The organism is Thermococcus sp. 2319x1 (assembly GCF_001484685.1).
GTDB lineage: Archaea > Methanobacteriota_B > Thermococci > Thermococcales > Thermococcaceae > Thermococcus_A.
Map to the genome: position 1 here is coordinate 1,433,785 of NZ_CP012200.1, position 15,135 is coordinate 1,448,919.

Annotated in this window: 16 protein-coding genes and 3 pseudogenes; 9 read left to right on the plus strand and 10 right to left on the minus strand. The window is 43.0% G+C overall.

All coding sequences use genetic code 11. The annotated features are described in order from the left end of the window. Positions 1–37 precede the first annotated feature (37 nt). A complete protein-coding gene (locus ADU37_RS08065) occupies positions 38–520 on the minus strand; it encodes a hypothetical protein (protein ID WP_144433234.1) in 483 nt (160 codons plus the stop codon). Beyond that, a complete protein-coding gene (locus tag ADU37_RS08070; protein ID WP_058947113.1) occupies positions 510–899 on the minus strand; it encodes a PaaI family thioesterase in 390 nt (129 codons plus the stop codon). Before ADU37_RS08070 ends, ADU37_RS08065 begins: the two co-directional genes overlap by 11 nt. Before the next feature lie 102 nt (positions 900–1,001). Here ADU37_RS08070 and ADU37_RS08075 point away from each other — a divergent pair, with 102 nt between their 5' ends. From ADU37_RS08075 to ADU37_RS08085, 3 genes are read left to right on the plus strand one after another with little or no spacing between them, the layout of a single operon-like run. Then, positions 1,002–1,637 (plus strand): hypothetical protein, encoded by a 636-nt coding sequence (locus ADU37_RS08075; protein ID WP_058947114.1) that lies wholly within the window; start codon positions 1,002–1,004, stop codon positions 1,635–1,637. 51 nt (positions 1,638–1,688) lie between these two features. Then, positions 1,689–2,087 carry a DUF2240 family protein gene (locus ADU37_RS08080; protein WP_203226282.1) on the plus strand — a complete coding sequence of 133 codons (399 nt, stop codon included), beginning with the start codon at positions 1,689–1,691 and terminating at the stop codon, positions 2,085–2,087. A 3-nt stretch (positions 2,088–2,090) separates the two neighbouring features. Continuing rightward, the gene (locus ADU37_RS08085) at positions 2,091–2,636 is read left to right on the plus strand and encodes a nicotinamidase (protein WP_058947116.1); all 546 of its coding nucleotides are present in this window, start codon (positions 2,091–2,093) and stop codon (positions 2,634–2,636) included. Here ADU37_RS08085 and ADU37_RS08090 read toward each other — a convergent pair. After that, positions 2,617–3,609: an AI-2E family transporter gene (locus ADU37_RS08090; protein ID WP_058947117.1), complete on the minus strand. Its 993-nt coding sequence runs from the start codon at positions 3,607–3,609 to the stop codon at positions 2,617–2,619. The two genes, ADU37_RS08085 and ADU37_RS08090, sit on opposite strands and share 20 nt — an antisense overlap. A 128-nt stretch (positions 3,610–3,737) precedes the next feature. On the opposite strand from ADU37_RS08090, the pseudogene ADU37_RS08095 reads away from it, so the two are divergent. Further along, positions 3,738–4,372, plus strand: a pseudogene (locus ADU37_RS08095) (IS6 family transposase). Positions 4,373–4,377: 5 nt separating this feature from the next. On the opposite strand, the gene ADU37_RS08100 reads toward ADU37_RS08095, so the two are convergent. From ADU37_RS08100 to ADU37_RS08115, 4 genes are all read right to left on the minus strand, one after another. Beyond that, positions 4,378–5,538 carry an MFS transporter gene (locus ADU37_RS08100; RefSeq protein WP_058947118.1) on the minus strand — a complete coding sequence of 387 codons (1,161 nt, stop codon included), beginning with the start codon at positions 5,536–5,538 and terminating at the stop codon, positions 4,378–4,380. 43 nt (positions 5,539–5,581) lie between these two features. Beyond that, entirely contained in the window at positions 5,582–6,754 is a 1,173-nt protein-coding gene (locus ADU37_RS08105; RefSeq protein WP_058947119.1) for an MFS transporter, read from the minus strand. 169 nt (positions 6,755–6,923) lie between these two features. Continuing rightward, positions 6,924–8,384, minus strand: coding sequence for an S-layer protein (locus ADU37_RS08110; RefSeq protein WP_058947120.1), 1,461 nt, complete (start codon positions 8,382–8,384; stop codon positions 6,924–6,926). Positions 8,385–8,431: 47 nt separating this feature from the next. Further along, entirely contained in the window at positions 8,432–9,088 is a 657-nt protein-coding gene (locus ADU37_RS08115) for a sulfite exporter TauE/SafE family protein (RefSeq protein WP_238981938.1), read from the minus strand. A 147-nt stretch (positions 9,089–9,235) separates the two neighbouring features. Here ADU37_RS08115 and ADU37_RS08120 point away from each other — a divergent pair, with 147 nt between their 5' ends. Together ADU37_RS08120 and ADU37_RS08125 are read left to right on the plus strand one after the other, a co-directional pair. Continuing rightward, entirely contained in the window at positions 9,236–9,481 is a 246-nt protein-coding gene (locus tag ADU37_RS08120) for a hypothetical protein (protein ID WP_238981939.1), read from the plus strand. Next, positions 9,482–10,504: a DUF3226 domain-containing protein gene (locus ADU37_RS08125; RefSeq protein WP_058947123.1), complete on the plus strand. Its 1,023-nt coding sequence runs from the start codon at positions 9,482–9,484 to the stop codon at positions 10,502–10,504. Here the strand turns inward: ADU37_RS08125 and ADU37_RS08130 are convergent. Further along, positions 10,490–11,155, minus strand: a pseudogene (locus ADU37_RS08130) (glycosyltransferase); the annotation flags it as partial. The gene ADU37_RS08125 and the pseudogene ADU37_RS08130 sit on opposite strands and share 15 nt — an antisense overlap. Here ADU37_RS08130 and ADU37_RS11065 point away from each other — a divergent pair. The 3 genes and pseudogenes from ADU37_RS11065 to ADU37_RS08140 form a co-directional block, all read left to right on the plus strand. Beyond that, positions 11,154–11,326, plus strand: a pseudogene (locus tag ADU37_RS11065) (Gfo/Idh/MocA family oxidoreductase); the annotation flags it as partial. The pseudogenes ADU37_RS08130 and ADU37_RS11065 sit on opposite strands and share 2 nt — an antisense overlap. 14 nt (positions 11,327–11,340) lie before the next feature. After that, positions 11,341–11,700 (plus strand): TOBE domain-containing protein, encoded by a 360-nt coding sequence (locus ADU37_RS11665; RefSeq protein ID WP_058947124.1) that lies wholly within the window; start codon positions 11,341–11,343, stop codon positions 11,698–11,700. Position 11,701: 1 nt separating this feature from the next. Then, on the plus strand, positions 11,702–12,340 hold the full coding sequence (locus ADU37_RS08140; RefSeq protein WP_238981940.1) for a TrmB family transcriptional regulator sugar-binding domain-containing protein: 639 nt from the start codon (positions 11,702–11,704) through the stop codon (positions 12,338–12,340). Here the strand turns inward: ADU37_RS08140 and tpiA are convergent. Then, positions 12,337–13,011, minus strand: a complete 675-nt coding sequence (gene tpiA / locus ADU37_RS08145) for a triose-phosphate isomerase (protein ID WP_058947125.1) — start codon at positions 13,009–13,011, stop codon at positions 12,337–12,339. The genes ADU37_RS08140 and tpiA overlap by 4 nt on opposite strands. Positions 13,012–13,048: 37 nt before the next feature. Then, entirely contained in the window at positions 13,049–15,013 is a 1,965-nt protein-coding gene (gene gor / locus ADU37_RS08150; protein WP_058947126.1) for a glyceraldehyde-3-phosphate:ferredoxin oxidoreductase, read from the minus strand. Between the last annotated feature and the right edge of the window lie 122 nt (positions 15,014–15,135).

The following is a 15,135-nucleotide window of genomic DNA, read 5'->3' on the forward strand; positions in this document are numbered from 1 at the left end:
AATTTCGATAAGAATGTTTAAATAGTTTTGCATAGCACTAAAAACAGGGAACACTCAGGAGAATCTCCTTGATTCTCTTCATAATATTTTGTTGCTTCTCATTGAGATATCCTCTCTCTTTCCCTTCCTCCATGGTCATTTGAAACGGAGGGAAAATACGTAGCCTCTGGACTAACAATTGTAATTGCCTCTCTTTTTCTTCCAGTGCCAATTTCTTTCTTTTTATTGGCTTATTTAACCCATTCCCAAGAGTTGAACAGATTCTCAGAATTAAAAACCCCGATACTCCTTGGTTTAGGGACCGGGCTTTTGTTGTTTCACTCATCATGATTATACGGGGAGATTTCTTCAATACTCTCTCGTTTTTGACTGTGGCTTTTCTTTCCATTCTTTCTATCAAAAAAGACAAAATACAGAAGAAAAGCAATTTTTGTTGATTGTTTGGGTGTTTCTCATCATGTGTATTGTTGAAGTGGCTTACTTTTTGTATTTTGGGGTTTGATTTTGCTCTAAGTTTCAAGAACGTGCTTTTCCAATACATAACAGTAGAATTTGCCCTCAAGGACTATTTCTCCCTTCTGATTGAAGACCTCAACAAATACAATCTTTTTCTTTCCTTGATCTTCCTCCACTTTTGCCTTAGCGACAAGCTCGTCCCCCACTTTTACCGGCTTTGTGAACCTCACTTCTGCTTTTCCCAGAACCACCGTGGGCTCGTTAACGGCTAGCATCGCTGCGTAATCGGCTAACCCGAAGGTAAAGCCACCGTGGACTAAGCCATATTCATCAACCCTCATCTCTTCCTTTGTCTTGAGCCTTACCTCCGCATAATCCTTTTCGATTTTTACGGGCTCTCCAACAAGGTCTTTAGAAGTTAAAAGATGAGTTTTCTGCTCCATTATCATCACCAAAGCACACTTGCCTTCACCAAAATATAAACCTTTACATTCTTGAAAAACTTTTTAAATTTTTTAGGGTTTTTATTATCCGAGGTGGAAAAAGTGGCGTACCTTGAACACGGCCCGGAATATGGTGCTTATCTCCTTACGATGGCATTTTATTATGTGGGTGGACTTGCGATAATACTTTACGGGGCATACGTGAACAGGAATTATCTGTTAAAGAAGGAGTTCAAGCTTGCAGGGATAAGAGGGGGAGTTTGGCCGTTTTTTAGGCGATTTCTCCTATGGCTCCTAATAGGCCTTTTAATTTGGTCGGTTTCTGCATTCAAAGCAGTTGATTATTATCTATCCCTTTACTCCTTCACGATGACAGGAAGCCACTTAACTGCCAGTGGCGTTTTTGAAGATATGAAACAAGATGAGTTCTACAAGTTTGATGTTGATGGGATTAAACAGCTTGGAAATCCATCAGTAGGCTTTTTAAAGGGGTATAAACTTTTGGATTCGAAGAAGGAGGGGTTTATAGTAAGGAGAATTGATCAGGTGGTAATAGTTCAAGGATATCCTTTCCTGCCTGTTGTAAAGCTTTACATCTACGAGGTAGATGGAAAATCTGCGAAAAGTCTTAGAACGGCTTATCTTGTGTATCCCCAATCTCCAGGTGGAAGACTTTCGGAAATCTTTGACTTTCCGTTTGAGATGTTCTTCTGGAGTGGAGGGGGAGTGGGGGCTTAATCTGGCAAACGTTTTTATTTTATGAGTCCCTATTTATTCTTGGTGGAATTTGTGGAGGCTTTGAAGTATGCAATCCTCTATAAGGGCTCGAATGAATTCTCAAAGCCTGAGTTAATAGGAACCCTCGTGCTTAAGCTCCGCCTTATGGATTATAATGAGGCTAAAGCCCTGGTTGAGGAGGCCATGAGGAGAGGCATTATTGAGCAAAGAGGGGAGAAGCTCATAATTAAGGAGGACGCTCTTAAAGAAGAGGAAAAGAGAGAGGACGTTTTTGGCGAGATGATAGATTATATTGCCAAAAAATTGGGCTGGAGCCATCTGGAAGTCCTCGAAGACCTGGAAAAGTTTTCTGAAAGGTATGGAGATTTGGATAAGAAAATAGTTGCCTACCTCTATGGTTTGGACAAAGGGATTGATATGTCGAAGTTTAAGGACAAGTTGGAGGTGTGAGGAATGGAGGCATTGATAATAGTTGACATGCAAAGAGATTTCATGCCGGGCGGGGCCCTTCCGGTTCCAGAGGGAGACAAGATAATTCCAACTATTGAGGAGCTTATTAAGAAGTTCGAACAGAGGGGAGCCCTTATTGTTGCAACAAGGGACTGGCATCCACCAAACCACGTAAGCTTTAAGGAGCAGGGAGGCCCGTGGCCGAGGCATTGCGTTCAAAACACTGAAGGGGCTGAGATAGTGGTTAGTCTCCCCAAAGATGCGATAATCATTTCAAAGGCAGACAAGCCTGACAAGGAAGCATATTCCGGCTTTGAGGGCACGAAGCTGGCGGAAATATTGAAAGAAAGGGACGTTAAAAAGGTCTACATCTGTGGAGTTGCTACAGAGTACTGCGTCAGGGCAACCGCTCTGGATGCTCTAAAGCATGGCTTTGAGGTCTATCTCATTAGGGACGCCGTCAAGGGAATAAAGCCTGAGGACGAAGAAAAAGCCCTCAAAGAGCTGAAAGAAAAAGGTGCAAAGATAATCAGCTCTGCTGAGCTTTGATTCTTTTCCACTCTTTTAGCAACGCAGATACAAGGTTGAGCACTATCGGGCCGATTATAAGACCCTTAACTCCAAAGGCCCATACCCCACCTATCATGCCAATTAGAACCATTATCTCGTCGAGCTTAGCCTCTTTTGCAACTATTTTAGGCCTTATTGTGAAATCTGGAAGCGGAGACACCAGTGTCGCTCCGTAAATGGAGATTGCGACGGCTTTTAGCACGTCCCCTTGCTTTAATAGGTATATAGCCGCAATGACCCATATCATCCATCCCTCGAAGAGGGGAATAAAACTGAAGAGTATCGTTAAAAGTCCAGTTAATAGGGCGGTTGGAAAGTCCGTAATGCCAAACCCCCAGAAGCCGAGGGTCATTATGATTCCCTTGGCAATGTTAAGGAGAAGCCACGCTCTTATGAGAGCTTGCAGAGTTACGTCTGCCCTCTTTAAGAGTTTTTCCCCTAAATGTTCATGTCCTTCAGGGATTAAAGCATGGATGTGCCTTTTTATTTCTTCGGAGTTTACAAGAAAGGCGTAGAACATAGTTAAGAAAACCACCAGCTGGAGAAGATACTTCGGTATTGAGAACGCATAACTCTGCACGTATTCGGCTAACTTTGGCGTTATCTGGGAGTAGAACCTTTGAAGCACATCGTGAGTGCCAAAGGGCAATTCAAGAGTTAAGCTCCATGAGATGAAGGTCATTATGTCTTCATAAAATGAAACTATCAAGCTCTTTATTATAAGCGCAAGCTCCATCGTGATAACCGCTGAAAGCCCTATTAAAAGAGCAGTAAGAATTAATGCGGATTTTTTGCTATCAGCTCTCTTTGCCAGACGTCTGTGTATTGGTAAAACCGCATAAGCCAGAACGGCGGCAAAAAATATCGCCGAAAGAAGAGGAGCTACTGTTCTCCATGCAAGATAGAGAATTATTAACGTCACAACTCCCCATAAGATTTTCTCTGCTTTCATGGTATCCCACTACTCAACTTGGGCATAGAGTTATATTTAGCTTTCTGTTTTAAGCTGGATACTGTCAGGATAGGCTGTGGGGCGTCAGGTTTAAATCTCTGACACTATCTCAGAAAAAGAAAGGGGAGATGAGGGCTGAAACCATTATTTACCGGGTGGTTCCAGTCTTAAAACCTTTTCGCCGGAACAAAATTCCAGCAAAAAGAAAATCAGGGCAGTAAAATTATTGCAAGACCTCGGCTACCGGCAAGTCTCCATAATCCTTGGAATCAGCCCAAAAACTAGCGGAAGCAGTTTACAAGCCAAAAATCCCCGCAGTGAAAAAACAGAGGAACTTCATTGCAGTTGGTGAGACTGTAATAAAAATCAATGGACAGAAAGGATTTCTCTGGGCTGCAATTGATGTTGAAAGCAGAGAAATCCTCTCAGTCTGGATTACAGTCCTCAGAAACTGGTGGGTTGATGGAGGTTCCATTCTGATTGTTTTGAAGTCCTGTGAAGGGCGGCCTGTTTTTCTGGTTGATAATGCTAGGACACAACCTTGGGCTGATGTTCACGTAACTTTCGGGCCAGGGAATAGTATCGAGCGCTGGTTTGGGACTGTGAAGGAGCGGACAAAGCGTTTCTGGAATAATTTTAGAAGCAATGATTGGAAAGCTCAGATGTTTGTCTTTCTGTCTGCCTTCTGGTATAATTTTGTCAGGATTCATTCTCGGTTTACATCGCTGAATGGATCCAAGAGGGGATACCAAAGTTATCCTGACGGTATCATTCCTCTTTTGAGAAAAGCATCCAAAAAGTTATCATAGAGAGCCCGTACAAAATACCAGTCACAAAAAACGGCATTACAAGGGATAAATCAAAAACTTTCCCACCTATAAGTTGACCTATGCCGAAGGTCGTCGTCCACGAAAAGTTCCTCAATGCCACTGCCGTCGATCTTTCCTCCTTAGTGAAAAAGCGCATCATAAATGAATCCCATATGGGGTTAACGATGTTCATTAATATGGTTCGGATCGTATAAATCACCGCCGCAATCGGAAAAGAGGGAGAGAAGGGCATTGAAAGTATTAGAAGGGTTGCACTCCCATTGAAACCTACGATCGTTTTAACACTCCCAACTTTGTCGGCAATCACGGGAAGGATGAATGTTCCAATTCCCATTACAAACTGCTGAATGGCAAAAAGACCCCCAATGCTCTCCAAGCTTGTTCCAAAACGTTTGTTAAACCACAGCCCCATGTAGGGTATCGTAACCCCAGCCCCCAAGCCAATTAAAGCCGATGGGAGGGAAAACTTTGCGATTTTGACAACAAGCTCCCTTTCAAACCTGAGTTTCTTTTCCTCCCTCCTCAAAACTGGAGAAGCCATGAAAATGAAGAAGCCCTGAACCGGAACGAGTAACGCAACAAATAAGAGCGTCATTTTGTATGGATTTGAACCATCGAACATCTTGGGGAGTAAACCACCCAAGTACATGCCCAATGCAGCACCTATCGTTCCCAAAGCGGCATTTAAGCTGAAGAGGTAGTGCCTCCTCTCATCGCTTACCTCTTCACTCAAGAGAGACATCAACGCTGGACCCTCAAGTGCCATTCCTACCCCCAACACGGCAGATGCAATGGCAAAAGTCCAAAAATACGGCATAAAGACTTGGAGAAGCCTTGCCGCAAAGAACATTCCCACCGCAACTAAGATGGTTCTCCTATAGCCCAACCTAACGCTTACATGTCCCGCGATTAAAAGAACTATGGCTTGAGCTATTGTGGAAACCGAAAAGAGAATTCCAATTTTTGAAAAATTCATTCCAAGAGAGGAGTAGTAAAAAGGCAGGATGAACCACGCTATATTGCCCCCTAACCAGCCCAGAAAGGAATAAACAACCACAAGCTTGGCATCCCTGCTGAATCCTCGGTAGTTCTCGAGCATCGCTTTTTTGTCATTTGCCTCGTTTATAAACTTGTCGAAACGCTTAAACTCTGTTATACTTAACGAAGAAGAAGTAGAATATCAGGGTAGCTGCTACATAGAGGGTCGCTGTAGCATAAAAAGGATAGCTAAGGGAGATTGAAAACAATATACCCCCTATATAGTTCCCCACTCCCCTCATGAAGGTGGAAAAAGCCCTTCTAATCCCCGCAGCCGTTGCCTTTTCTTCGGTCGTAAAGAATCCCATCATGAAGGCATCATCTATGGGCCACACAATGTTCATAAGGATTGAACGGATGATATAAACAAACGCCGCCAAGAGGAAGAGTTCCAACGATGGGAATATCCCGAAGAGAAAGGCAGCGATGCTCTGAAAGAGGGAAATAGTCTTCACAGGGCCGATTTTATTTACAAGCTTTGGAAGTATGAAAGAGCTTATACCCATTACCAGCTGTTGGGCAAAGAAAACCCCGCTTATAGTCGCTAAAGTTTGTCCAAAGCGAAGGTTAAAGTAGAGACTCATATAGGGAATCGTTATTCCCGCTCCCAGGCCTATCATCGCAGAAGGAAGTGAAAACTTGAGGATCTTCACAACTAGCTCTTTTCTCCAATTTATGCGGGGATTTTTCACGGGAACATCTTTAATTATCAAGAGGATTGGTATTACAATGGCAAACTGGAGAATTGCCAAGGAAACAACAAGCCTGTATGCGAGTTCTCTCGATAGTCCAAAGGTTTCCACAAAAAAATCGGGAGCAAATCCGGCAATTAAAACCCCCAGAGCATTTAAGATCGTCCCAATTCCAAAGCTTATAGAAAAAGCATGATGCCTCTGCTTTTCTTCTACCTCTTCACTCAGCAAGGCATAAAAATTGGGCTGCCTTATTCCCATGTTAGCACCTATTAAAAAGAATCCCAGAGCAATAACGTAAAAGTTGAGTGCCAAAACTTGGAGTATTCTTCCCATCAATCCCAAAAGTGCCCCGAGAATCAAGGTTCTCTTATAGCCGAGCTTGAGAGATACCTGACCAGCGATCAAAAAGAAAAGTCCACCAGCAAAAGTCTGGATTGAGAAGAAAATCCCCATTTTGTCCATTCCATAGCCCAAAGCACTAAGGTAAAAGGGCATTATGAATATGGAAAACTGGAGAAACAGCTGGCCTGCCGCATTGGCTGCTATTAACAATTTTGCGTCTCTGTTGTAGTGTCCAAGCATGGTTGAATTATATATCATAGCGTTTATAAGCTTATCGAAATGAAGCAGAAAAGCTTAAATACCCTCCAGATATTCCCTGAACAGCTAAAATAAGGGGAGTCATTTTGATCCGTGTTATAATCAGAGCACGGTAAAATAAGCATTATCTCAAAAAATTTAAAGAGAAAGACTAAGCTTTTGACATGAATTCATCAACTGCTTTCTTTGTGTGTATGTAGTCTTTCCCTGCCAGTATTATGACTTTAAAGTTTGGATTGTTTGGATTGTTCAAAATAGCGACTACGTGGCCCTTGTTCATTATGTCGTTTTTGAGGCCCTCTATTGTCGCCGAATCATAATTTTGTTCTAAGACCTTCCAAGCTTTGTTGCTGACCCATCCTCCGATTATTATCACATGCTTGTCGTTTGGAAGACTCGAAAGCTCTTCATCGGTTATTATGAGGGAGTTAACATCGCCCACAACTTCGGCTTTTGTCGTTTCTACCGTGACCTTCTTCTTAACTGTGACTGTCCTTAAAAACCTGTAGCCTGCTATTCCCGTTATGGCTCCATTGTTATCTTTCTCAAACACCGGCGAGATACTAAGAGCAAACATGGGAAGGTTCAAAGTTTCCTCTCCTAAGGTTACGATTGGGAAACCGTTATCGGGGTCAACATGGAGGTAGAGGGTGAATAAATAGTTTGAGGGGTCGATATCCCAGACCCACTGTCCTTTGTACACATCCCCATCTTGGTATTTTTTGGTTTTTTCGTAATATTCATATTCATAGGTAACCTGTTTTGTGCCCCCAATACCTATGAAGAAGTCAGAAGGGGTGAACACAAGAACTTTTTGAGCACCTTCCTTCAGCAGGGTCTCAATCCTTCCACCGGGATAAGCATCGTAAATTTCAAAGTCCTCCTGACCTTGGGAATCCACATACATAACATAATATTTCTCTTTGTAGAGTGTTTGAGTCTTTTCCAGCCCACTTGGATAGGTTATCTCTACAAGGGTCTTTTTCTGCTCAGTGTCAATATCAACAAAGTAAATCTTCCATCCATTTACCGTCAATGTGCTCCCAAGAGACTTCGAATCACTTTTCTCTTCATAGGAGTATATGTAAAGGGTGTCCTTTCCGTTTTCAACCGTTGATACTAGTTTTGAGTTCTCCCCACCAAGGCTTAGTGGTGTCGTGTTCTCATTGAATATTATCTCCACACTTCTATCTCCAAACTGTGCCTTCTTTAACGTTGAATTGTAGAGAACTCTTGAAAAGTTCACCGCAATAACGATTTTATCTCCCTCTGGAGTTTCTCCAAGAACCAAACCCACATCAGGCATGTCTGTTTCACTCAACTTATAATATTGGTCGTCATCTGGTATAATAACACTCCTGTACGTTACTGGAACCTCAACGTAGGTGGGGTATGAGCCCGGTTTTATTCCCTTAAGGACTAAGAATGCTCCAAGCCGTGCCCCAGCAATTGCATCTTCGTTTATGTGAAGGGGTTGATTGTTCACAACCTTTGTAGTGGGAAGCACGATAACGGCATTTGTCGAGTCTATTGAAAAGCTGTATGCGTTGGCTACTCCTACACCAGAGAGAAAGAACAACAACGCCATTACAAAACTTACAGCCTTCTTCATATTTTCACCTCTGTACCTCTTCAACTTTGAATTTTATTAAGGTTTGCCTAACTTCCCAAATTTCTCAATAGATTAACCAAGGTCGGCAGAGAAATGCCAACAAATACCCCTTTGAGGTACCTGAGATCCATTTTAAGAGCAGTCTTGGCACCTAACCATGAGCCGATGAGGACGGGCAACATGAGAAGCATCCCAATAGAATAATCCACACTGCCGTTTTTTGCATAGTTTATGAACGCAACAAAGTTGTTGAAGAAGATGATCACCTTTGCCATCGCGTTTGCCCTTAAAATGTCTACCCTAAAGAACATCCTCAGGAGAGAGATTACCACAAGGGTAGACGCTATTCCCAAAACACCTATGTAGATGCCAATTGCCAGTCCCACAATTGATTGGAGTAGCTTTCCACTAAGCATGGGCTCCCCTTGTGGCGCTTTTAATGTGAAATACGTCCCTACTATAAGAAACACCATCACTACAAAATTTGCTGCCTCCTCAGGGATACTCAGCAGGAAAACACTACCAATGTAGGAGCCAAGCAGAGAAAAGAGCACAATAGTTAAAGCCGTCTTCAGATTTAAAACACCTGCTTTAAGGTATGTGAGAGAAGACACGAGGGTTAATGCCGCAATAATCATCTTTAATGTTCCTACAGCAGTTTTTGCAGGAACACCGAGGAGCGTAAGAATAAAGAAAGCCACCATACTTCCTCCGCTCATCAAAGAGCCTATAAAACCTCCGAAGCCCGCTATAAATAAGAGAAGGGCTTCTTCCATATTAGCCCGCCAAGAACACTTTCAGCTTGGAAAAATAAAAAGTTTTATATTGGTCTTCACAACTCAAATAGTGCGATGATGAATGAATCCAATGCTGAAGAGATGATTGACCCCAGAGTGGCTGAGCGTGAAAAAATGGAAAGCGAACTTAAAAAGTTAAACGAAAATATGGCAAAACTCTCCAAGCAAGTAGATGAGATACAAGAGGAGTTAGACAAGAAAAACAAACCCAACAAACTTGGATGGGACGGCACCAGCGCCACAATCATCGTGAGTACCTTTGCAGTTATAGGAGCCATAGCAGTTGACCTGGTGAAGTAGATGATAATAGTTACTGGAGAGAGATACGACGAAGCCCTAAAGGAAAGAGATTTTGAAAAAATTCTATTCCCAGAATACGGGAAGAACAGAGAAAAGCTAAAGGAGTTTGTCAACAACCTAAGGGGCAACGAAGTGATTGTAACCGCAAGCTTGGAGCTTATTGATCTCATACTTGGGAAATTTCAGGGAGAAGGGCATATCTTAATTTATTCAAACACGGGTAAAGGATTAACCTTTAAAGAAGCTTATGAGCTGAGGAAATACCTTGATTTTGATCTGAGAGGGGCGGAAATAACGAACACAGAAAAAGTGAGCGTTCTTTTCTGTGAAGGGAAGACCGATTCAAAGTTCTTTAAAGCAAGCTATAAGAAGGTCTTTGGCTTTAAAGAGGCCAGAGAAGTTCCTTCTAATTTAGCGCTAATTGAAAAGCTTTTCGAAAGGGACAACTACGAGCTAATAAGGAACAACGGATACATCGCCATAATACCCAGCGAAGGCAACGCTGGAGTAATAAGGAATCTTGGGAACTTCCTGAGAGCAATGGAAGTTTTTGAATTTCATGTTGGAAAAATAGGCCTTGCAATCGACATTGATGAGAGCAAAAAGGCTGTGATGGATTCCATAAAGGGCAAGCTTTCATCATTCCACCATACAGAAACCAAAAAAGGGTTTAAAGTTGGAAAAACTGAAGTCATCCCCCTCTTAATCGGGAGCAAGGTAGACCTCGGCCCCTGCGTGGAGTGGCAAAAGCCAACGATTGAAGACTTTATGCTGGCGATTTTGGAAGGTGATAAAACGTTCAAAAAGCTGGAAAGGGCCATCAACATTTTATACGTAGACCTAAAGCGAAAATTGAAACCGAAAGAGGTTATTTATTTGGCAATGGCTGCCAAGAAGTTTTGGGGAAACCTTGAGGGCTTTTACGAGATGAGTATAATGAGAACTCCAAAGTGTAAGGTCGAGAAAGTCCTAAAAGAAAGCAAAATATATGAGAAGATGGAAGCGCTCCTACCATCTCTCTAAAAGGTAGTCCTTCTCCTTTAAGAATGTCTCCGCTCTTTTCAGAACTAGTTTTTCTGCCTCTTCTGTGGTCATGTCCCTTGTTTTTTCCACGAAGTCCGCGGTTTTTGCAAAGTAGAGAGGCACTAAAGGTTCGGCATTTTTGAGTATTCCGTTTTTATATGCCACTGCCCCATCAAAGAGAACATGACTCCACAGGACGTCGTCGAAGTCAAAAGTTCTTAAAGCCCCTTTAACTTCCTCAAACGTTTCCTTCGAAAGTGCTCTTTCCAGAATCTTTTCATTTTCCTCAAAAAGCTTTCTTGCCTTTTCCTTTAGCAGTTCCAAAGTAACCTTGACAGGTTCTGGTTCTCTAACCTCAATCTCCCCGAAAACCGGAACCGGTTTTATCTCCCTTACGTCCCTCCACCTATCCTCATACTTCTGCATCAACATGAAAAGTGTCCCTACAACTTGGTTGAACATTGGGCCCAGAGAAGCAGCTGGATCCTTTGGATCGTGAATCTTAACTCCCAGCGCTGTCTGGATAACTTTAAAGCCTTCCGCTACTGCAGTAGTTGTTAGGAAAATATCCACTCCAAACCTTGCTACATCGCTTTTCCAAACTTCTTCATCGCCAAGATAGGTGTCTATAAGCTCTGCGCAAGCTGCAAAGGGGTTCAATGCAAAACCGTACACAAGTTTAGATGAGTTCCTCGATTTGGATTAGAAATTGTTGAAATCCTAACCCCCACTTACACTCACGCTGAACTGGCCATAAAAGCCCCAAAAAGCGGTAAACATGTGATTGTAGAAAAACCCATAGCCCTCACAAGCGAAGAAGCTTTTTCAGAGTGATAATGGGAGAGGAAGAACTCTCAATAACTGCAAAAGACGCATTAATAGCACTCCAAATGGCAGAGGTGGCAATAGAGTCCGCAAAGAGAGAAGAGTCCTTGGAGTTTAAGGAGATAAAGGGGAAGCTCCTCCAAGTCGGGCTGGAGCATGTAAAGAGAAGCGCCAAAATAGAGGGAACAGTTGACTTCGTTGAGGCCCTAGGAACTGATACGATTGTCCATGCCAATATAGGGAACGGGCAAATCATAAAGGTAAAGCTCCCGGGACATATACCCCTTGAGGTCGGTAGTAAGGTTAAAATAGTGATTGACCTGGATAACATCCATGTGTTTGACAAGAACACTGAAAAAGCCATAATATAAGGTGGAAGTAAATGGAGGAAGGCGAGCTCAAGGCACAATTCCCCCACAGCTTTTGGAAAAAGTAGCACCCCTTCTAAAGACAAAAAGCAGGGAAGTTACAATTGACCTGTTCGTGTACGGAGAAAAAGAAGTTCCAAAAATAGCGGATAAAATCAGAGTGCGAGAAGTGGAAGATCCGATAATACTTATACAGGACAAGGCATTAGGCATTTACGCCCCTCCCGAAGCCTTCAAATCAAAAGAACAAACAATAAAGGGCTACGCCTTAATAATAAAAGACAAAAACCTTCTTTTCATGCTCGATAGATACTTCTACCATGCACTATGGCCCACTGGGGAACTAATTTACAAGAAGAAAGGAAAGATAAAACTTCCAAAGAGTTACATACATATCAGATCCCTTGTGGAGGACATAAGGAACCACAACCTAATAGGGACCGAAATAGAGATATATGGGAAATTTGTAAAGACCAGAGAGCCCGTTCATTTGACTGGAAAGATAATCGACTTCTTCGAAAGTGAAGGAAAGGTAATTTCAAATATAACCGTTGAAACAAAAGAGGGAGAGAGGTACGTGGTGGGAGGGTGGAATGCCTCTCTTGAGGACATTGAAGCCGATTTAATGATTCTTAAAGGCTAGATTATGAGTGATACGAGGTCTCTTATTGCCTTTTCTGGGTCTTTGGCTTTTGTGACACCGCTTGCCAAGAGAACTCCAACCGTCCCCAATTCTAAAGCCTTTTTCACATCCTCCCCAGTTGAAATACCAGCACCAGTAAGAACCTTAACCTCCGGGTTTACCCTCCTAACGAGCTCCACCGTGTTGGTTATTACCTCGGGCTTTGCCTTACTAACCGGGATTCCAGTGCCGATCAGCTCTGGAGGCTCAACAGCAACGTAATCCGGATTTAGAGCGGCAACTGCCGCGCTAACTGCAGGGTTGTTGCTGCAGACCATTGTCATTAAGCCAACTTCTTCTGCTCTCCTTACTGCAGCTTCCAAATCCGCAAGGACCATTCTGTTTTCGGAGTGGTTGAGTAAAGTCCCAACGGCTCCGGCCTCTTTTACTGCCTCCGGCAAAACATGCCCTGTATGACTGCCGGGTTTTATCGGATCTATGTGCTGAGCAAAGACCGGAATCTCAACTTCTTGAGCGATTCTATAAAGATCAACCAACTGTGGTGCCACGACTATTGTTATTCCGGTTTCTTTGTAAACTTTTTCTGCCGCCTTGGCTATTTTTAAAGCCCTCTCCCCGGTGGCCTCAATATACGTCTTAAAATTTATGGCTATAATCGGCTCCTTCAGCATTCTTACCACCCCTTCTTCAAACACCATAAACGAAAAATTAAAGCGTCCAATCAACCCCCAAAATTCTGCTGTATTCTGCCAACACCCTTCTAAGGTACTCCTTTGCTGTCACAACTTTGTCTTTCCTAAACTGCTCTGCCCATCTTTCGTTGCCAAACTCCTCGGCTCCTTTTGCAACAAGATCTATAACCCTCATTGAATCCCAGAACACAGGTTCATAACCGGCTTTCTTGAGGAAGTTAACAAGTTTTCTTATCGTTTTCTTGGCCTGTTCTTCCATATCTACGTTTTCTCCATAGGCCTCCATGAAGAGTGCCTTCAACACAGACTTTGCCCATTCGCGGTGGAACCTGCACCAACCAACGTTGTCGTACCAGTATTCATAAAGGGCACTGGCGACTATCTTATTTGCAAGCTCTTCAGGCTCTAAGAATACTCCAAACTGATAGAAAGTCCAGTAGCGACCTTGGATTGGTAAGGGAATGTAGTTCCCAATAGCCCAGTACATGGTGGGTACCATCTCCCCGTTTATTCCTATGGGTGTGTAAACTCCGTAGTCTTTGAAACTTTCTCCATAGCTAAGTCTGTCCTTGAACTTCTCATCGAGTACCTCACTAGCTCTCCTTATGCCTTCTCCAATTATCTTCGCAATTTCAGTTTCAGCGAAAGCAACCCTATGGGCCAATTCAGCAACAAGCCTGGCATTCTTTTCGCTCGTTTCGATAGGCTTTAAGAGAAGGGAATCCTTATCAAATTCGGGTTTGTCGCTAAGTCCAACTTCTTCTGGCTTGAGCAATCCTCTATAAACCAGTTCCAAAACCCACGCAGCGGTGCCTCCAAAGCTGATTGCATCAAATCCCATGGCATCAACGGCGTGAACGCTTATATCGCTTGCCCTAAGGGTTATCACACCGCTTAAAGGCCCGTTAGCTTCCCTCGGCTCATATTCTATGTGGTGACCGTTGGCGTATTTCTTACACACCACTGGGCAGGGCTCCCCACAGTTGGTCCAGTTTTTGGGTTCTATCGCCTCTTTATTAAAGGGCTCCCAGTAGTATTTCATTATGTTCTCGTGGATTTTAATCCTCTCCTCCTTGGGGATGTAGGGCATCTGCCAGTTGAGTATTGGAACAAAGTCCCCTTCAGCTGGATAGTTCCCTCCAAAGGTTCCTCCCGTCTTGAGCTTGGGGTTGTATTTATATTTCACAGTTTTTTCCGATATTACCTCATTCATAGGTTTCTTGTGAATGCCCTCCACTATCGGCTTTGCCACCCTTATATTGCTTATATCCTCCTTTGGAAACTTCTTCCTTGCCTTTCCCCCAAATATTATGGCAACAACGTTATGGGCCCTCAACAAAACGCTCCCGGTTCCTCCCCTAGCAGCCCAGTCCTCACTTCCGACAACTCTCTTACCGTTTCTTAAAGTTTGAGAGAACACAGCACCCATATGCGTATTTAGAGAAGCGGGCCCAACACAAGCTATTCTATACTCCATTCCATCAAACTTGTCATGGAAGTTATCTATGAGGTATTGAGTGAGGGCATAAACTCCCTCTTCCCCTTTGTAGTCCTTCCATATTTCGATTACCTTTTCAAGTTCAACCTCATGAAGCTCAACATTCAGGTTTTCTCCGTCATTGGAAAGCACTATCACTGTAGGCTTTTTCCCTTTGCCCTCAAGAACCACAAAGTCCACTCCAACCCTCTGAAATTGATAAGCCGCACCGCCCATAGTTGATGGGAAAACCCCTCCGTACTGGGGCGATCTGTAAACAAAAGTCATTCTATGGGAACCAGGAAGAATAGAACCAGCAAAAGGCCCTTTTCCAAAAACCATAACGTTCCTCGGATCATAGGGATCCTCGAGCTCGTAGGTCTTATAAACTTCGTCGTGCAAGTACAAAGCATAATCAATTATGCCGTAAATTCCCTCTCGCTCAAATTCTTCACCTTCAACTTTCTTTTCATCAAGGTTTATCTTAAGCACTGAAAACCTCATATCCCTCCCTCCCATATCACTCTGGGTGTTATGTAAAAGAGCAAATTATTTAAGATTTTTGGATAATGCAAGTGAATTTCATAGATTCTTTAGAACCAAAAAAGAAAAAAAGAAAATTAGCA